This window comes from Pseudomonas sp. S3_B08 (genome assembly GCF_054667725.1).
In genome coordinates this window covers 36718-55691 of the sequence record NZ_CP162750.1, presented here as the reverse complement: position 1 = coordinate 55691, position 18974 = coordinate 36718, and the positions used below count along the sequence as shown (strand labels likewise).

At 60.1% G+C, this 18974-nt stretch carries 16 protein-coding genes; 6 read left to right on the top strand and 10 right to left on the bottom strand.

Annotated features, from left to right (window positions below):
* Positions 1–389: 389 nt before the first annotated feature.
* Together AB4N73_RS00230 and AB4N73_RS00225 are read right to left on the bottom strand one after the other, a co-directional pair.
* On the bottom strand, positions 390–3458 hold the full coding sequence (locus AB4N73_RS00230; RefSeq protein WP_041478146.1) for an efflux RND transporter permease subunit: 3069 nt from the start codon (positions 3456–3458) through the stop codon (positions 390–392).
* 6 nt (positions 3459–3464) lie between these two features.
* Entirely contained in the window at positions 3465–4565 is a 1101-nt protein-coding gene (locus AB4N73_RS00225) for an efflux RND transporter periplasmic adaptor subunit (RefSeq protein WP_460060021.1), read from the bottom strand.
* Positions 4566–4659: 94 nt separating this feature from the next.
* Between AB4N73_RS00225 and AB4N73_RS00220 the strand changes: the two genes are divergently transcribed.
* Positions 4660–5295 carry a TetR/AcrR family transcriptional regulator gene (locus tag AB4N73_RS00220; RefSeq protein ID WP_460142776.1) on the top strand — a complete coding sequence of 212 codons (636 nt, stop codon included), beginning with the start codon at positions 4660–4662 and terminating at the stop codon, positions 5293–5295.
* Between the two features lie 108 nt (positions 5296–5403).
* On the opposite strand, the gene AB4N73_RS00215 is transcribed toward AB4N73_RS00220, so the two are convergent.
* Positions 5404–6186 (bottom strand): class I SAM-dependent methyltransferase, encoded by a 783-nt coding sequence (locus AB4N73_RS00215; RefSeq protein ID WP_041478224.1) that lies wholly within the window; start codon positions 6184–6186, stop codon positions 5404–5406.
* A 92-nt stretch (positions 6187–6278) separates the two neighbouring features.
* Here AB4N73_RS00215 and AB4N73_RS00210 point away from each other — a divergent pair, with 92 nt between their 5' ends.
* On the top strand, positions 6279–6899 hold the full coding sequence (locus tag AB4N73_RS00210; RefSeq protein ID WP_056783179.1) for a hypothetical protein: 621 nt from the start codon (positions 6279–6281) through the stop codon (positions 6897–6899).
* 3 nt (positions 6900–6902) lie between these two features.
* Here AB4N73_RS00210 and AB4N73_RS00205 read toward each other — a convergent pair whose 3' ends face one another.
* The 7 genes from AB4N73_RS00205 to ppc form a co-directional block, all read right to left on the bottom strand.
* A complete protein-coding gene (locus AB4N73_RS00205; protein WP_460142775.1) occupies positions 6903–7595 on the bottom strand; it encodes an extensin-like domain-containing protein in 693 nt (230 codons plus the stop codon).
* Positions 7596–7597: 2 nt separating this feature from the next.
* On the bottom strand, positions 7598–8434 hold the full coding sequence (locus tag AB4N73_RS00200; RefSeq protein WP_460142774.1) for an isocitrate lyase/PEP mutase family protein: 837 nt from the start codon (positions 8432–8434) through the stop codon (positions 7598–7600).
* A gap of 31 nt (positions 8435–8465) precedes the next feature.
* The gene (locus tag AB4N73_RS00195; protein ID WP_460142773.1) at positions 8466–9326 is read right to left on the bottom strand and encodes a DUF72 domain-containing protein; all 861 of its coding nucleotides are present in this window, start codon (positions 9324–9326) and stop codon (positions 8466–8468) included.
* A complete protein-coding gene (locus tag AB4N73_RS00190) occupies positions 9326–9634 on the bottom strand; it encodes a hypothetical protein (protein ID WP_016771497.1) in 309 nt (102 codons plus the stop codon). Before AB4N73_RS00190 ends, AB4N73_RS00195 begins: the two co-directional genes overlap by 1 nt.
* Before the next feature lie 256 nt (positions 9635–9890).
* Positions 9891–10565, bottom strand: a complete 675-nt coding sequence (gene tsaB / locus AB4N73_RS00185; RefSeq protein ID WP_256810825.1) for a tRNA (adenosine(37)-N6)-threonylcarbamoyltransferase complex dimerization subunit type 1 TsaB — start codon at positions 10563–10565, stop codon at positions 9891–9893.
* A gap of 93 nt (positions 10566–10658) precedes the next feature.
* The gene (adk, locus tag AB4N73_RS00180) at positions 10659–11309 is read right to left on the bottom strand and encodes an adenylate kinase (RefSeq protein WP_056783171.1); all 651 of its coding nucleotides are present in this window, start codon (positions 11307–11309) and stop codon (positions 10659–10661) included.
* A gap of 300 nt (positions 11310–11609) precedes the next feature.
* Positions 11610–14240: a phosphoenolpyruvate carboxylase gene (gene ppc / locus AB4N73_RS00175; RefSeq protein WP_236168076.1), complete on the bottom strand. Its 2631-nt coding sequence runs from the start codon at positions 14238–14240 to the stop codon at positions 11610–11612.
* Between the two features lie 213 nt (positions 14241–14453).
* On the opposite strand from ppc, the gene AB4N73_RS00170 reads away from it, so the two are divergent.
* The 4 genes from AB4N73_RS00170 to AB4N73_RS00155 all read left to right on the top strand — a co-directional run bounded on the left by AB4N73_RS00170 (position 14454) and on the right by AB4N73_RS00155 (position 18870).
* Entirely contained in the window at positions 14454–14798 is a 345-nt protein-coding gene (locus AB4N73_RS00170; RefSeq protein WP_016771500.1) for a hypothetical protein, read from the top strand.
* 378 nt (positions 14799–15176) lie between these two features.
* Entirely contained in the window at positions 15177–15581 is a 405-nt protein-coding gene (locus tag AB4N73_RS00165; protein WP_460142772.1) for a DUF4398 domain-containing protein, read from the top strand.
* Between the two features lie 55 nt (positions 15582–15636).
* On the top strand, positions 15637–16425 hold the full coding sequence (locus tag AB4N73_RS00160) for an OmpA family protein (RefSeq protein ID WP_024011746.1): 789 nt from the start codon (positions 15637–15639) through the stop codon (positions 16423–16425).
* 201 nt (positions 16426–16626) lie between these two features.
* Positions 16627–18870, top strand: a complete 2244-nt coding sequence (locus AB4N73_RS00155; protein ID WP_460142771.1) for a metallopeptidase domain-containing protein — start codon at positions 16627–16629, stop codon at positions 18868–18870.
* The last annotated feature ends 104 nt before the right edge of the window (positions 18871–18974 follow it).

Sequence of the window (18974 nt, the reverse complement as noted above, 5' to 3'; positions counted from 1 at the left end):
AGCTGCCCGCGGCAAAGCCGCCCCACTCAACAATGAGCGCAAGCTCGAGTACCGCTTTTGATCTTGATCCACCGGCGACGTCGGAAGGCTGAGTGGAGGGATTGATCCGGGCGTGGGAGCGCAGCGACCGTACGACGCAGTCGTACACAGCGAGTGTAGGTGCAGCGAAGCAAACCGGAGCCGCTGCGCCCGGATCGATCCCGCAGCGAAGGAACCCGAGCCTGCGAGGGCCGAACGCAGGAGCAAGCCTTTTGGGTTACCTTTTTGGCGTTTGAAAAAGGTGACCCGCCGTAAGGGCGGAACCCTAAGCAGCCGTTACCGCAGCAACGGATATACACCCAAAACCCCCAAATCATGGTCGGCCCGAAGGCCGCCACGACACAAAAACCTCAAGCCTCCTTACGCACCCGAAACCAGGCCGCATACAACGCCGGCAAAAACAACAGCGTCAGCGCCGTGGCCACAATCAGCCCGCCCATAATCGCCACCGCCATCGGCCCGAAAAACACACTGCGCGACAGCGGAATCATCGCCAGTACCGCCGCCAGCGCCGTCAACACAATCGGCCGGAACCGCCGCACCGTAGCCTCGATAATCGCCTGCCAAGGCTTAAGCCCCGAAGCAATATCCTGCTCGATCTGATCCACCAGAATCACCGAATTGCGCATGATCATCCCGGACAATGCGATGGTCCCGAGCATCGCCACAAACCCGAACGGCTGCCTGAACACCATGAGAAACAACGTCACCCCGATCAGGCCCAGTGGCGCGGTGAGAAACACCATCGCCGTGCGCGAGAAACTGCGCAACTGCACCATCAGCAAGGTCAGCACCACGACAATGAACATCGGCACCCCGGCATTCACCGACTTCTGCCCGCGCTCGGAATCCTCCACAGTGCCGCCCACATCCAGCAGATACCCATCGGGCAATTCGGCGCGAATCGGGTCCAGCGTCGGCATGATCTGCTTGACCAGCGTCGCCGGTTGCTCCTTGCCATAAATGTCCGCGCGCACGGTCACGTTCGGCAGCCGATTGCGGTGCCAGATGATGCCTTCCTCAAACCCGTATTCCAGCGTGGCAATCTGCGACAACGCCACACTGCGACCGTTATCCGTCGGCACCGCGAGGCTCGGCAACAACGACAATTCAGTGCGCTCGTGCACGGTGCCGCGCAGCAGAATCTCGATCAATTCATTGTCTTCGCGATACTGGCTGACCGTCGAGCCGACCAGCGAACTCTGCAGGAATTTCGCCAGATTGGCGGTGCTTACGCCGAGGGCGCGGGCGCGATCCTGGTCGATGTTCAGGTAGACGACTTTGCTCGGCTCCTCCCAGTCCAGATGCACGTTGACCACATGCGGATTCTCGCGAACCTTTGCCGCCACTTTGCGCGCCAACGCACGGACTTCTTCGATGTGTTCACCGGTAACGCGGAACTGCACCGGATAGCCAACCGGCGGGCCGTTTTCCAAACGGGTGACCCGCGAACGCAGGGCCGGGAACTGTTCGTTGAGGGTTTCGATCAACCAACTGCGCAGCGCTTCACGCTCTTCGATGGTTTTCGCCAACACCACGAACTGGGCAAAACTCGCCGCCGGCAGTTGCTGATCCAGCGGCAGGTAGAAACGCGGCGAGCCGGTGCCGACATAGGCCACGTAATTGTCGATGCCGGCGTGCTCCTTGAGCAGCGCTTCGAGGCGTTTGACTTCGCTGGTGGTATTGGCCAGCGAAACACCTTCGGCCAGTTTCAGATCGACCATCAACTCCAGCCGGTTCGAAGCCGGGAAGAACTGCTGCGGGACGAAACGGAACAACATTACCGAGGCGATAAACAGGCCCACGGTGAGCACGATCACCGTCTTGCGATGGGCCACGCACCACTCCACCAGACGCCGGACGCGCTGATAAAACGGCGTAGCATACGGATCAGGCTGACCATCGCCAGTACCGTGTTTCGCCGCATGAATTTTCGCCAGATCCGGCAGGAGTTTTTCCCCCAGATACGGCACGAACATGACCGCCGCCACCCATGAGGCGAGCAAGGCAATGGTCACCACCTGGAAAATCGAGCGGGTGTATTCGCCGGTTCCGGACTGCGCAGTGGCAATCGGCAGGAAACCGGCGGCGGTGATCAACGTGCCGGTAAGCATCGGGAATGCAGTGCTGGTCCAGGCATAACTCGCCGCGCGAATGCGGTCGAAACCCTGCTCCATTTTGATCGCCATCATTTCCACGGCGATGATCGCATCGTCCACCAGCAGACCCAGCGCCAGCACCAGCGCACCGAGGGAAATCTTGTGCAGGCCGATCCCGAGGTAATACATGCAGGCGAAGGTCATCGCCAGCACCAGCGGAATGGTCAGCGCGACGACCATGCCGGTGCGCACGCCGAGGGAGAAGAAGCTCACCAGCAAGACGATCGCCAGCGCTTCGACCAACACCTGGACGAACTCGCCGACGCCGGTTTTTACCGCTGCCGGCTGATCGGACACCTTGCGCAACTGCATGCCGGCCGGGAGGTTTTTCTGGATCCGCGAGAACTCGCCCTCCAGCGCCTTGCCCAGCACCAGAATGTCGCCGCCATCCTTCATAGCCACGGCCAGACCGATCGCATCGTCGCCCATGAAACGCATGCGCGGCGCCGGTGGGTCGCTGAAACCGCGACGCACATCGGCGATATCGGAGATACGGAACGTACGATCGGCGACGCGGATCGGAAAGTTCTTTATCTCATCGACTGTCTGAAAATTCCCCGAGACGCGTAGCTGCAAGCGCTCGCTGCCGGTTTCGAAGAACCCCGCAGTGGACACCGCATTCTGTTCCTCCAGTGCCTGCTGCACCGCCGCCAGCGGCAAGCCGAGGGTGGCGAGTTTGACGTTGGACAGCTCGACCCAGATTTTCTCGTCCTGCAACCCAAGCAGTTCGACCTTGCCGACGTCCTTGACCCGTTGCAGCTGAATCTGGATGCGGTCGGCGTAATCCTTGAGCACGGCGTAGTCGAAACCGTCACCGGTCAATGCGTAGATATTGCCGAAGGTGGTGCCGAACTCATCGTTGAAGAACGGCCCTTGAATTCCCGGCGGCAAGGTCTGGCGGATATCGCCGACCTTCTTGCGCAACTGATACCAGAGATCGGGGATTTGCTTGGAGTGCATCGAGTCGCGGGCGATGAAGGTCACCTGGGATTCACCGGGGCGGGAGAACGACATGATGCGTTCGTACTCGCCGGTTTCCATCAGTTTCTTTTCGATCCGTTCAGTAACCTGGCGCGAGACCTCCTGCGCGGTCGCGCCGGGCCAGCGGGTCTGAATGACCATCGCCTTGAAAGTGAACGGCGGGTCTTCACTCTGGCCGAGTTTGGTGTAGGACAACGCGCCGACAACGGCGAGCAAAAGCATCAGGAACAGTACGATCTGGCGATTACGCAACGCCCATTCGGAGAGGTTGAAGCGCATCGGGGCTTACTCCTTGTTCGCCAGATTGACCACACGGTTGGAGCGATCCACCGGCCGCACCTGCTGGCCGTCGAGCAGCACATGAACGCCGGCAGCCACTACCCAGTCGCTGGCATTGAGCCCCTCGAGCACCGCCACGCTTTTCTCGCCGAACGGACCGACCCGCACCGGGGTTTTCTTCAACGTGTTGTTGCCGTTGACCACCCAGACGTAGGTCGCGCCGTTTTCAGCGGTCAGCGCAGAAAGCGGTATCGACAGCGAGACACTGTTAGCCGATTGCACAAACACCCGTGCGCTCTGCCCCAGTTCAGCCGGCACTTTGCCGCTGGTGAACGAGATACGCGCGGCGAAGGTGCGCGAGCGCGGATCGGCGGACGGCGACAACTCGCGGATCTGCCCGGCGAAGCGTTGATTTTGCTGTGCCCACAATTCCACGGTAACCGGCTGACCAACCTTGAAGCGGCCGAAGCTTTGCTCCGGCAGGCTGATCAACACTTCGCGCTCACCATCGGTGGCGAGGGTGAACACGGTCTGCCCGGCAGCGACCACCTGACCGACTTCCACCGAACGCTTGGCCACCACACCGTCCTGTGGCGCACGCAGCACCGCGTAACTGGCCTGGTTGGTCGAAACGTTGAATTCAGCTTTGATTTGTTTAAGGCGGGCTTCGCCGGAGCGATATAGATTTTCGGCGTTGTCATAGGCCGAGCGGCTGACCATCTGCCGATCCATCAGGGTTTTATAGCGATCCCGTTCGGCGCGGACCAGGTTCAGATTGGCCTCGGCGGCGGCGACCTGCGCGCGGGTAGCTTCCAGTTGCAGGCGCACATCCTGCGGATCGAGTTCGGCCAGAGGCTGATCGGCTTTGACGCGCTGGCCTTCGTCGACCAGTCGTCGGCTGACTTTGCCGCCGATGCGGAACGCCAGATCAGGCTCATAGCGGGCTCGCACCTCGCCCGGATAACTTTCCATCGCCTGCGCCGAAGGCTCGGGTTGCACCACCATGGCCGGGCGCACGGTGACTTTCGTCACCTCCTCCTGACCGCACGCCGATAACAGGAACGCCAGACTGACTGGCACGGCAAAGGACAACGCATGGCGGAACATGGTGACGGACCTTTCGCGAATGAGGCTTGGAATATTTATACTGGCGGGTATGGTATTAATAGCAAACTCACCAGTCCAGTATTAAAAGCGAAGAATGTCGAACAATCTTTCAGCTCCAAACGGCCCGGGCCGCCCCAAGGATCTGGCCAAACGCCAGGCGATCCTGGATGCGGCGAAAACCCTGTTTCTTTGCCATGGCTACGCCAACACCAGCATGGACGCGGTGGCCAGCGAGGCGGGCGTGTCGAAGCTGACGGTCTACAGCCATTTCAACGACAAGGAGACGCTGTTCTCCGCTGCCGTCGTCGCGAAATGCGAGGAACAATTGCCGCCGCTGTTCTTCGAATTGCCGGACGGCATCGCGGTGGAAAATGTATTGCTGAACATTGCCCGGGGCTTTCACCAACTGATCAACAGCGAGGAATCAGTGAACCTGCACCGCCTGATCATGGCGCTGGGCAGTCAGGATCCGAAGCTGTCGCTGATCTTCTTCGAGGCCGGCCCAGAGCGCGTGGTCAACGGCATGGAAGGTCTGCTGGCGAAAATCCATGCAACCGGCGCGCTGAGCATCGACCAGCCACGCAACGCCGCCGAGCACTTCTTCTGCCTGATCAAAGGGGCGGGGAATTTTCGTTTGTTGTATGGCTGCGGCGAGCCGCTGACTGGAGAAGCAGCGGAGCGGCATGTGCGGGAGGTGGTGGGGTTGTTTATGCGGGCTTACAAACCCTGACAGTTTTGCGGTGCTTGTGCAGACCGCTTCGCGAGCAGGCTCGCTCCCACACTGGAATGCATTTCCTACTGTGGGAGCGAGCCTGCTCGCGAATGGGGCGACGCGGTCTCAGGGCTTCAGCGCTTTCTTCGGATAAATGTCATACCGGCTCGATTTGCCATCCAGCGCATGGCTCGGTTTCGGCCCTTCGATGCACGGCGCCTTGCGCGGGCGCTTGACCACCACCCGGTGCGTGGCCAAGGCCAGCGCCGCTTCAAGCAGGGCCGGTGCATCCGGATCATCACCGACCAGCGGGCGGAACAGGCGCATTTCCTTTTTCACCAGCGCGGTTTTCTCGCGATGCGGGAACATCGGGTCGAGATAGATCACCTGCGGCGGCTCCCCTTCCCAACTGCGCATCACTTCGATGGAGTTGCCCTTGAGCAATTTCATCCGCGCCACGATCGGCGCCACGTCGAAATCTTCCGCCGCCCGCGCCAAGCCGTCCTCAAGCAGTGCGCCGATCAGCGGCTGACGCTCGATCAGGCTCATTTCACAACCGAGACTGGCCAGCACAAATGCATCCTTGCCCAAGCCCGCCGTGGCATCGAGCACACGCGGGCGCACGCCTTGGGCGATGCCGACAGCCTTGGCAATCATCTGGCCGCTGCCGCCGCCATACAAACGACGATGCGCCGCGCCGCCTTCGACGAAGTCGACCCGCACCGGTCCAGGCGCATCCGGGCCAAGCTGCTGCAACTGCAAACCCTGCTCGCCGACCTGCAAGACGAACTCGCCGTCCGCCTCGCCGAGCGGCAGGCCGAGACGTTCGGCCCAGTGTGCGGCTTGCGCTTGAAACGTCGGGGCGAGGGCCTGGACATGGATGCGGCAGGCCGCGGGTGACTCGATCATGAAAAAACGCTCAAAAAAGTTAAGGATCGACAAAAACCGCCGATAAACCATTCAACGCGCATTTTGCCAGAGCTGAGCGTCAACCGAAAAAAATGTCAGGCATTCTTCCCACATCGATTGGTTACGTTTCGCCCCATGGCGACTTCAGCCGTCATAACACTCAAGCACTGAGCGGCGTCAGTCACCTGTGGCAGGATTTCTTTGCCCAAGCCCTGGCCGAACAGACGAGTGAAGTGGTGCCTGCCTGTGGCACGTTTCCACCGGTTGACCTGAACAGCCCGGAAGAACCGACCGTTGGCAGCGAGCTGCACGCGCACATCGTCAGCCAGCGTGAGTGCGACGTGGTTGAAACCCAGGTTCGCCCGCCGGAGCCACTGTTCCTGCCGATCGCCGAGTTCGAAATGGAGCTGCTGGACAAGCCGTTCCCACCGTTCCCGCCGGAAGAGCTCAAAGCCCAGCAAGAGCAACAGGATTTCGACAGCAGCTGGGTACGCCCGATTGTGATCAACAATGGCCAGCCAGTGCCGGAGCCAGGCCCTGCTCCGCAGAAACGTCCGCTGTACCTGCCGATTGCCGAGTTCGATCTGGACTTGCTGCAGAAGCCTTACCCGCCGTTCCCGCCGGAAGAAATCGTCGAGCAGCAGAAAGCTCTGGACTTCGATAATGGCTGGGCTCGCCCGATCGTTCTGCAGAACCTGCGCCTCGCCGCCTGATCCTCAGCGACACACGCTCCAGCGCCCGACATCGACATGAAAGTGATTGCGATGGGCGGCGTTGTAATCCGGGCTCAACACCACACTGAATGACTCGCAGGCGCCGTCACGCACTTGGCGGAGAAACTCTGCGTCCTGGTTTTGCTTGGGCCAATCCCTGAGCACGCTGATCGTGCGTCCGTCAGCCAGACGGAAACCGGCAATGTCCAGCGCGTCGGCACTGGCATGTCGACTGAGGGCACCGCTCTCACGGCTGTAGACATTGCGGCAGGCAAAGCTGCCGAGGTGATCGACCCGCGCGATTTTCTGGCCGTAAACCGATTGCGCGGCCGCTTGCAGGGTGTGGTGTTCGAACATCGCGTAGGCCACCGCCAGCGGGCAACTGGCGATGAAACTGCTGCTCAGCCCCACTCCACCGCCCTGCACCCGCAGAGCACCGACCAGCGGACACTTGGCGCCGGGGCTGTCGGCCTGGGGGCTGACGCGCAGATCCGAGCTGCTCAATGCCTGTGCGCAAAGCTCGGGATCACTGCGCAGGCGCATGAGTTTGTAACCGGTGAGCCAGTTGGGCGCGGCTTTTATGTCCAATGGCGCCCACGGATTCCACTGCGGCGGCACGTCCAGCCAGCCACGCCAGACACTCACCGCGCCACCAGCGATCGCGAGCAACACCCCCCAGAACAGCCAACGTCCCATGCTCAGTCCTTGAAGAATTGGTTGGCCCGAGCGTACGGCATCGACTGCGACGTAAAACCAAACGTGCCGCACTGGTGGATTTCTTCAGCCGCGCGGAAGAACTCGCCGAACGCCGCCAGCGCCAGCGCCGACCCGGTGCTGATCCGCCGGACGCCCAGTTCCTCGAGCTGTTGCACGGTCAGTTTCAAACCGCCAGACATCAACACATTGACCGGTTTCGGCGCCACCGCTTGCACCACTGCGCGCACTTCTTCGGCGCTGCGCAAACCCGGTGCATAGAGCACGTCGGCACCCGCTTCGGCGAATGCCCGCAAGCGGCGAATGGTGTCGTCAAGATCGGGGTTGCCGTGCAGGTAATTTTCCGCGCGAGCCGTGAGGACGAAAGGAAACGGCAGGGTGCGCACCGCCGCGACAGCGGCTTCAATCCGTGCAACGGCGTGTTCGAAGCAATAGATCGGCGCGTCCGGACGTCCCGTAGCGTCTTCGATCGACCCGCCCACCGCGCCCGCTTCGGCGGCGCGCAGAAGACTCTGCGCAGACTCGACCGGGTCATCGGCAAAGCCGTTTTCCAGATCCACCGCCACCGGCAGATCCGTCGCCGCGACAATCGCGCGGACATTGGCCAGGGTCTCGTCGAGACTCAACGCGCCATCAGGCTTGCCTTGGGAAAACGCGTAACCGGCACTGGTGGTGGCCAAGGCCTGATAGCCAAGACCGGCGAGCATCTTCGCCGAGCCGGCATCCCACGGATTAGGGATGACGAAGATCCCCTGGCGATCATGCAGGGCTTTGAAGGCTTGGGCTTTGAGGCGTTGCTGTTGACTGACTTGGACGTTCATCGACGGCCTCCCGGGCAGAAAAAAACCCGCCTCAGAGCAAGCCAAGCTGCTCGGCGGCGGGTTCTCTGTATAGCTCAGGCAGCGCGGGCAAGCTAGGCAAACGTTGCATCAGTTGTGCATGAAAACGTTGCGCCAGTTTCGCTGCCAACAGGTTGTCAGCGGTGTGCAGGAAAATGTACGGCGTGCGGCCTTCTTCGATCCATTCAGCAATTTTCGCCACCCACGGCACGAGAAACGCATCGTTGGCCTCAAGCTCGGGATGGCCGATGAAGCGCACCTGCGGAAACTGGGTGAACGCCGCCGGACGGGTCGGCACTCGCGGCTTTTTCGACTGCGCGTGGATCACCGAGGACTCGGTCGACAAGCAGCTGAACAGCGCGCGCGGGTCGAGACAGATGCGCTCGACACCGCGATCCAGCAACAGACGATTGAGCAGACGCTCGCTCTCGCCCTTGGCGAAGAACTGTTCATTGCGCACCTCGACCGCAAGCGGGCAATCCAGCGCATCGATAAACGCCGCGAGCTCCGGCAGACGCTGCGGCGTGAAGCTTTTCGACAGTTGCAGCCACAGCGGCGAAACACGTTCGCCTAACGGCTTGAGTAATTGCACGAAGGTTTCGGCAGCGGTCAGTTGCTCGCGCAAGTCGCCGCTGTGGCTGATGTCGCCGGGGAATTTGGCAGTGAAGCGAAAGTGCGCCGGCATGATCTCGGCCCAGCGTTGCACAGTGGCTGGCGACGGGCTGGCGTAGAAGGTGGTGTTGCCTTCAACGGCGTTGAACACTTGGCAGTAGAGAGCGAGAAAGTCGGAGGTTTTTGCGTCTACCGGATACAGATACTCGCGCCAGGCATTTTCGCTCCAGGACGGGCAACCGAGGTAGTAAGGCAGATCCATCAGATATACAGATCGAGGCCCAGCACGTCTGCGTCCCAATCGACAAAACCGGCGGTGCTCAGGTAGCTGGCCAGGGCCATGGCTACGCTTTTCTTCATCGCGCGGTGGTAGATCATGTCTTGCTGACGGGCAGGCAGGTTGCTCAGGCGTTGCGCGGTAGCTTGGGCAGCACGGGCGGCCAACTGCTCTTCGCTCGGGAATTCCAGCTCGCCGTCGATAATCTCGACGGACTCATCCAGCGCCGCATTGCCTTTACGCGGCTTGCGCTTGATGGGATATGACTGAGTGGAAACGCCGTCTATACGCATAATGTCATGCTCGGTATCAATGATGGCAATTTAGCGGCACTTGACCGACTTAGCAAACCGCCGAGTGATAACTAGAACACATAAAGCGCAAAAGGTTTTAAGCGAGGGGGCAGAAACTGACGATTGGCGATATTTGTATGTGACCGCGAACCTGTGGGAGCGAGCCTGCTCGCGAAGGGTCCAGCACATTCAACACATGCATTGACTGACAGAAGCCTTCGCGAGCAGGCTCGCTCCCACAGGAGAAAGTGTCGTATCAGCGGGCTTTGGGGGTGGCAACTTTATCGCGCAGGTAAACCGGCTGCGCGTCATCTGCCGGGATCGCCTCACCGCGCTGCCAGGCGTAACGCGCCAGGGTCAATAGGTCCTCGGCGTGGGGCAGCATGCCGGCGTCAGAGCCGCTCAGATTGACCGCAATGCGCTCGCCGTAACCCCAACCGGTACCGGCACCGAACCAATCGCCACTGGCATCAGTTGGCAACGCGGCGACTTCCGGTGGTAACACGGCTTCGGCGCCAACCAGACGCATCTCCCCCGCCGTCTCGCGGTAGCAGCCCCAATACACTTCATCCATCCGCGCATCGATCGCAGCCGCGACCTGGCTTACGCCATGTTCACGAAAGGCACGCTGGGCCAGCACGGCAAGGTTGGATACCGGCAACACCGGACGATCCAGAGCAAAGGCCAAACCCTGCACCACACCAATGGCAATGCGCACACCGGTAAACGCGCCCGGGCCACGGCCGAAAGCAATCGCGTCGACCGCTTGCAGCGTGGTGCCGGCATCGGCGAGCAATTGCTGAATCATCGGCAGCAGCTTCTGCGCATGCAGGCGCGGGATCACCTCGTAATGGCTCGTGACCTTGCCGTCATGCAGCAAGGCAACGGAGCAAGCTTCAGTCGCGGTGTCCAGGGCCAGCAAGGTGCTCATCGATGTTTCCAAAACAGGGGTGGGAAAAAGTGCGTCAGTATAAACAACAACGGCCCGCAAGCGGGCCGTGGATGATGCAGCCGATCAGACTTTTCAGCTCAGCGCGGCCAGCACCTTGGTGGTGATTGCATCAACCGAACCCACGCCTTCGATGTGGCTGTACTTTGGCTTGCCGCCGTTCTTGGCGGAAAGGTTCTGGTAGAACTCCACCAGCGGTTTGGTCTGCGAGTGGTAGACCGACAGGCGATGACGCACGGTCTCTTCGGTGTCGTCCTTGCGCTGTACCAGCTCTTCGCCGGTGATGTCGTCCTTGCCAGCCAGTTTCGGCGGGTTGTAGACGATGTGGTAAACACGGCCGCTGGCTTCGTGAACACGGCGACCGGCGATGCGCTGAACGATTTCTTCGTCTTCTACAGCGATCTCGACCACGGCATCCAGCTCGACGCCGGCAGTGACCAGCGCTTCAGCCTGCGGAATGGTGCGCGGGAAGCCGTCGAACAGGAAACCGTTGGCGCAATCAGGTTGAGCGATGCGGTCCTTGACCAGCGCGATGATCAGGTCATCCGACACCAGGCCGCCGGCATCCATGATGCTCTTGGCTTGCACGCCCAGTGGAGTGCCAGCCTTGACCGCAGCACGCAGCATGTCGCCGGTGGAGATTTGCGGAATGCCGAATTTCTCGGTGATGAACTTTGCCTGAGTACCTTTACCGGCCCCGGGAGCTCCCAGCAGAATGACGCGCATCGATGTGCTCCTCAATTTTTTATATAAAAGCTTTACAAAACAAAGGATTCGCTCGTAACCGGCGGATCCTGAAAATACGGGTCGTGGCCGCACAAACGGCCAAAGGCTGATCAAGATACACAGCAGGCTGCGCCCACACAAGACGCCAAAAGTCGGAGAAACCGACGCCCGCCGTGACCTCGCGACGCGGTAACCCAAGTCGCAACCCCTACATTAACTGTCGCCTCGCGGCACTTTCCTACGGCAGGAGAAGCGGCATCCGACCCTTTTCGCGAATGCCGCCAGAGGTGCTCAGCAACCTTAGCCGGTATTGCGCAATCCGGCGGCAATCCCCGCCACAGACACCAGCAGCGCCTGTTCCACCGGGCTGCCCTGCTCGACATCCTGCTGCCGCGAACGCGCCAACAGTTCCGCCTGCAATAGATGCAGCGGGTCGAGGTAGGTGTTGCGCAAGCGGATGAATTCGAGGGTGTCCGGACTGTGCGCCAGCAGCTGCGACTGCCCGGTCAGACCGAGCACGACGGAGCATGCCTGCGACAATAGGTCGCGTAACTGCGCGCCCAATGGCAGCAGATCAGCTTCAACCAGACGCTCGTCGTAGGACTGCGCAATATCCGCATCAGCCTTGGCCAGAACCATTTCCAGCATATCGATACGGGTGCGGAAGAACGGCCATTGTTCGCGCATCTGCCCCAGCAACTCACCTTCGCCGCGCTCCAGCGCCTTGCTCAGCGCCGTCTCCCAACCCAGCCAGGCCGGCAACATCAATCGGGTTTGGGTCCAACCGAAAATCCACGGGATCGCCCGCAGGCTTTCGATACCGCCGGCGCGACGTTTGGCCGGGCGACTGCCCAGAGGCAAACGTCCCAATTCCTGCTCCGGGGTCGACTGCCGGAAATACTCGACGAATTGCGGATTTTCCCGCACCACCTGGCGGTAAGCGCTGACACCGTCCGCCGCCAGTTCGTCCATCAGATGGCGCCATTCCGGAGTCGGCGGCGGCGGTGGCAGCAAGGTCGCTTCGAGCACGGCGGCCAGATACAGATTGAGGTTTTGCTCAGCGATGTCCGGCAGGCCGAATTTGAAACGAATCATTTCGCCCTGTTCGGTAGTACGGAAACGACCCGCCACTGAGCCCGGCGGCTGCGACAGAATCGCCGCGTGCGCCGGACCGCCGCCACGCCCCACGGTGCCGCCGCGACCGTGGAACAACAGCAGTTCGACTTGCTGTTCGCGGCAGATTTCCACCAGACGCTCCTGAGCCCGATATTGCGCCCACGCCGCAGCGGTGGTGCCGGCATCCTTGGCCGAGTCGGAATAGCCGATCATCACTTCCTGCGGGCCGTGCAAACGCGCGCGATAGCCCGGCAACAGCAGCAGACGTTCCATCACCGGCCCGGCGTTGTCGAGGTCGGCGAGGGTTTCGAACAGCGGCACCACGCGCATCGGCCGCAGTACGCCGGATTCCTTGAGCAGCAGTTGCACCGCGAGCACATCGGAAGCGGCGCCGGCCATGGAGATCACATAGGAGCCCAGCGACGCAGCGGGTGCGGCGGCGATTTCCTTGCAGGTGTTGAGCACTTCAGCGGTGTCCGCCGACGGTTTGAAATGCGCGGGCAGCAACGGACGACGGTTGCTCAGCTCCTCGGTAAGGAAGTCGATGCGCTGTTCTTCGTCCCAATCCTCATAGCGGCCGAGGCCGAGGTAATCGGTGATTTCTGTCATCGCCGAGCTGTGCCGGGTCGAATCCTGACGCACATCGAGGCGCACCAGGAACAGGCCGAACGTCACCGCCCGACGCAGGCAATCGAGCAACGGCCCGTCGGCGATGACGCCCATGCCGCATTCGTGCAGCGAGTTGAAACACAACTGCAAAGGCTCGAGCAGGTCGCGATTGTCGTGCAGCACATCGGCGGTTGCCGGGGTCGGCGCGGTCAACGCGGCATGCGCCCAGTTGCGTGTGGCGCGCAGGCGTTCGCGCAATTGCTTGAGCACCGCGCGATAGGGTTCGGCGCTGTCGCCGGCCTTGGCCTTCAGCGCATCGCTGGCCTGCTGCATCGACAGTTCGGCAGCGAGATGATCGACATCGCGCAGGTACAAATCAGCGGCCATCCAGCGCGCCAGCAGCAAGACTTCGCGAGTGACAGCGGCGGTGACATTGGGGTTGCCGTCACGGTCGCCGCCCATCCACGAAGCGAAGCGGATCGGCGCGGCTTCCAGCGGCAAGCGCAGGCCCGTGGCGGCGAACAGCGCCTGATCGGCCTTGCGCATATGGTTGGGGATTGCCTGCCACAACGAATGCTCGATCACCGCGAAGCCCCACTTGGCTTCATCGACCGGCGTCGGGCGGGTGCGGCGGATTTCTTCGGTGTGCCAGGCTTCGGCGATCAGCCGTTGCAGTTTGCTCTGGATCTGCTCGCGCTCGGCGCTGGTCAGGTCGCGATGATCCTGAGCGGCCAGTTGCGCGGCGATCGCGTCGTACTTCTGGATCAACGTGCGTCGCGCCACTTCGGTCGGATGCGCGGTCAGCACCAGTTCGATTTCCAGCCGCGCCAGTTGCCGGGCCAGAGATTCGGCGCTGTGCCCTTCGCTGCGCAGGCGCGCGAGCAGTTCCGGCAACACCCGCGACTCGAACGGCGCCGGTTGCGACTCCTCGCGGCGATGGATCAACTGATACTGCTCGGCAATGTTCGCCAGGTTGAGAAACTGATTGAAGGCCCGCGCGACCGGGAGCAATTCGTCTTCACTCAATTGATTGAGGCTGGCGCTCAGTTCAGCGTCCATCGAGCCGCGCCGGTCGGCCTTGGCGCCTTTGCGAATCTGCTCGATCTTGTCGAGGAACGCCTCGCCGTACTGGTCTCGAATGGTGTTGCCCAACAGCTCTCCGAGCAGGTGAACATCTTCGCGCAAGCGTGCATCAATATCGGTCATCAGCAGTTCTCCAGCGGTAATCGGGGACAGCGCAGAAACGAATGCTTTGCCAGAGAGTGCCGCTCTGCGCCGCTTCTTACAAGCAGGCGACGAATTGACTTTAAACCTTGCCGGCGAAAGCTAGTCTCAACAGTAAGCCGTACGACGGCCCGCCGCCGGCGCTGCCGGACACTCACCCAGGCCTGCCGTCAGCAGGCGCTAAATGAGGTCATCATGAAAATTCGTGAACTCGCCCAGCATTGGGAAGAAAACGCCAAAGGTCGCCTGACCGACACCGGCTACACGATTCATCTGGACGTCGAAGCCGCCGCAAGGCTGGCGGCGATTGCCGAAATGTACCCAAAGCGTCATCCCGAGGAACTGCTCGGCGAGCTGATCGGCGCCGCACTTGAAGAATTCGAAGCGAGCCTGCCGTATGTGAAGGGTTCAACAGTGGTGGCGACGGATGAGGAAGGTGATCCGCTGTATGAGGATGTCGGCCCGACGCCGCGTTTTCTGGCGTTGTCGCGACGGCATTTGCATGATCTGTCCTCGGCTGAGAACAAGCAGAAGCACTGATTCGACACACATCAAAACCGTGGGAGCGAGCCTGCTCGCGAATGCGGATTTTCATTCAGCATTTGCGCTGACTGACACATCTCATTCGCGAGCAGGCTCGCTCCCACATAGGCTGTATTCCAGTTCGCAAATTGGTTTATCAACAGACAAATTACACCCGCGCGTACCGCTCCAAAGCCCCAAAGTTCCCGCCCCAGAGCCTTGTCCAAACGGTCAATTAAATTTTTGGCGATAGGCCATCTTTTCTGAACTTTTCAAAAATGCCGCCGGTCGGAACAGGTAACCACGCCTGGAACGAGCGTTTCAATTCGCGTCTACAAGCGATGCTTTCGCCTCCTCTGCCAGGATGGATTCAGTTGTATTTTCAGGAGATGCCTAATGGAGTTGAAGACCATGAAAACCCAAACCTCGTTTTCCCACCTGCGCGGTCTGAAACTGGCCGCTCTGGCCATCGGCACCAGCTTCGTACTGGCCGGTTGCGCCGGTAACCCACCGACCGAGCAGTACGCCGTGACCCAATCGGCCGTCAACAGCGCCGTCAGCGCTGGCGGTACCGAATTCGCTGCGGTGGAAATGAAGCAGGCTCAGGACAAACTGAAACAAGCTGAAATCGCCATGCACGACAAGAAGTATGACGAGGCCCGTCGCCTGTCCGAACAGGCTGAATGGGACGCTCGCGTCGCTGAACGCAAGGCTCAGGCCGCCAAGGCCGAACAGGCTGTGAAGGATTCCCAGAAAGGTGTTCAGGAACTGCGTCAGGAAAGCCAGCGCACTTTGCAGTAAGCGCGCATCCCGACCGCAAAGCTGAAACTCTTACCGATAGAAAGGACGACAAATTATGCGTAAGCAACTGATGATTCCCGCTCTTCTGGCCGCAAGCGTTGCACTGGCTGCCTGCTCCACCCCGCCTAACCCGAACCTGGAACAGGCGCGCACCAACTACGCCGGCCTGCAGGCCAACCCACAGGCGAGCAAAGTCGCGGCACTGGAAACCAAAGACGCCAGCGATTACCTGGACAAGGCTGACAAGGCCTATCTGGACAAAGAAGACGCAGCCAAGGTTGACCAACTGGCTTACCTGACCAACCAGCGCGTGGAAGTGGCCAAGCAGACCATCGCTCTGCGCACCGCTGAAAACAACCTGAAAAACGCCGCTGCCCAACGCGCCCAGGCTCGTCTGGATGCCCGTGACCAGCAGATCAAACAGCTGCAGGACAGCCTCAACGCCAAGCAGACCGATCGCGGTACGCTGGTGACTTTCGGTGACGTGCTGTTCGCCACCAACAAGGCTGATCTGAAATCCAGCGGCCTGGTGAACATCAACAAACTGGCGCAATTCCTCCAGGAAAACCCGGATCGCAAAGTGATCGTCGAGGGTTACACCGACAGCACTGGCACCGCGAGCTACAACCAGTCGCTGTCCGAGCGTCGCGCGACTTCCGTGCAGATGGCCCTGATCAAGATGGGCGTCGACCCTTCGCGCATCGTCGCTCAGGGTTATGGCAAGGAATACCCGGTAGCGGATAACGGCAGCGTCTCGGGCCGTGCGATGAACCGTCGTGTGGAAGTGACCATCTCCAACGACAACCAGCCAGTAGCACCGCGTTCTTCGGTGAGCTCGAACTAAGCTCCACCCGGTAACGCAAAAGCCCCGCCTGAGTTGATCTGGCGGGGCTTTTTTTGTGGAAGTGTGAAAGTCGGTTGACTCAATTCCCATGACCGTTTCGTCTTCCGAAAGCGAAGTCCACTGTCAACTATGACAGTGGACGAGAATCGGTACATGGAAGAGGCTGTTACCTGTCAGCCTGATCCTCACAAGGATTCCCCGATGAAACGATCAATCATCGCAGTCGGATTTTTGTCGACACTACTCCATGCAGCGATGAGCTGGAGCAACGCGGCAATCCCACCAGAGCCCTTGTATGATCCCGATGACATGGTCATCAGCACCGATCCCGAACTACTGACTCCCTCGATAAAACGCCCCATCACAGGCGTTCAAAAGGTATTGCTGGTGGTCGGGCACTGGTCAGGCGAACCGGGCCTGGACTCCGGAAAAATTGCTGAGCAAACTTTCTCAACGCACTGGAACTCATTGCGCTCCTACATCCTCGCTGCCTCCGGCAATAAACTGAAACTGGAAGGCACACAGATCGAGGCAGATTTCGGTCCAAAACCTGCTACATGCTCCGCTTCAGGCAGTCTCGACGCAGGACGCAAAGCGGCCCGTGCACAAAACATTGATCCCGCAGATTTTCCATTCCTCTTTGTGGCGGTCCCCTGTGGCGGCGGCGCAATCGCTACGGTGCCGGGAAACTGGATTTGGGTTAAAGGTATGCCGGGCTCACCGCATACATGGAAGCACGAATTCGGCCACAATCTGGGATACCCACATGGCGGCACTTATACCAAATGTCCGGTGAGTAACGACGTTGTTCAGGCTCCTGAAGAGTGCAGCCCGGTCGGGTATGGTGATACTGGAGACTCGGTATCGGGTGGCGGAACACTCTATCCGGCAATCAACCGGTGGTTTTCCGGCTGGCTAGATGACTCGCAAGCCGCCGTGATCAGTAAGACAGGTCTGTACCGCCTGGGGGTATTGGGTAAGGAAGGGCCTCAACTTTACATGATCAATCGGCCCACAGAACCTCAGTTGATAGCGCTTGAGTACCGCCAGCCCACACCATTCGACGAATTTTCTCCCACCGATAATCGCGTGACCGGCGTCTGGATCAGGTACTCGTCACTGAACGGGACGGTGCGCAACGTGCAATTGGATGCCTCGCCAGAAACTGCCACAACGAACGATCCTACCCTGCAGCCAGGACGGACGCTGGAAGACGCGACGGCAAAAATCAAAATCAAAGTCTGTGCGACGGATAAGGCTGGTGCATCGCTCGCAATTGCAATAAACGGACAAGGCCTCCCATATTGCACAACGACAGTCGTGCCACCGCTGGTCATGACACCCGAGCAGAACGCTACAACAACGCTGAAACCTTTGATCACTGGAACGGCGCGACCGGGAGCAACGATCAAGGTAGCAGAAGCCGCAACCCCGGAGACTTTCTTCGCAACAGCTATCGCGGATGTACAAGGCAGGTGGTCAATAACCCCTCCTACCGATAGGCCATCAGGCCCCAATGCGCTTGTGCTTCGGCAGTACTTTGGCGACAGAGTCTCGGGGCCGTCCGAGCAGCGTTTATTCAACGTTGTTGATATCGTGGATGTGCCTCCCCCGGTTATCTCCAGGCCAGTGGAAAACGCTGACTCCGGTTACAACCCTTTGCTTTCAGGCACAGCATTGCCTGGCGCCCATATTCGCGTAACCCGCGTTTACGGCCCTTACGAAATACTGGCGGAAACAGACGCTGATGCCTATGGCAAATGGTCAGTGCGAAGTGTCTGGACATTACCCTCAGGGCCTTTTTCCATGACAGCCTGGCAAAGCATTGATGGTAAGCGCTCGCCGTGGAGTGCCAATAGAACAATCAAGGTAATTGATACGCTCGAGGCGCCAGTCATAGAAACCCCACTAGAGGGTAGTGACAGCGGTCAAAACCCTCTGCTCTCCGGCAAAGCTGTTCCGCGCGCACATATCCGTGTGTCCAAGGTCTACGGCCCTTACGAGGTACTGGCGGAAACAGACGCCGATGACTATGGCAACTGGTCGGTGCGAAGTGTCTGGACTTTACCCGTCGGCCCGTTTTCCATGACTGCATGGCAAAGTATCGATGGCCATCGCTCACCTTGGAGCGCCAATCGAAAAATCACGGTAACTGACGCACCCGCAGCGCCTGTTATCGACACACCGGTAGAGGGCAGTGAAAGCGGCCAAAATCCGCTGCTCTCGGGAAAAGCGCTGCCGGGTGCCCATATCCGGGTCACCAAGGTTAACGGCCCTTACAACATACTGGCGGAAACAGATGCCGATGCTTACGGCAACTGGTCGGTGCAAAGTGTCTGGAGCTTACCCGTCGGCCCGTTTTCCATGACTGCATGGCAAAGCATTGACGGTAAGCGCTCGCCGTGGAGTGCCAATCGAAAAATCACGGTGACAGCCAGCCCTTAGCTGTAAAAGCTCCTTCGTTCAAATGGAGGGGCTCTTTGTTTAGTTTCATACTGTAGCCCCTCACCCCAACCCTTCCCCGAGGGAGAGGGAGCCGATTGGGGGAT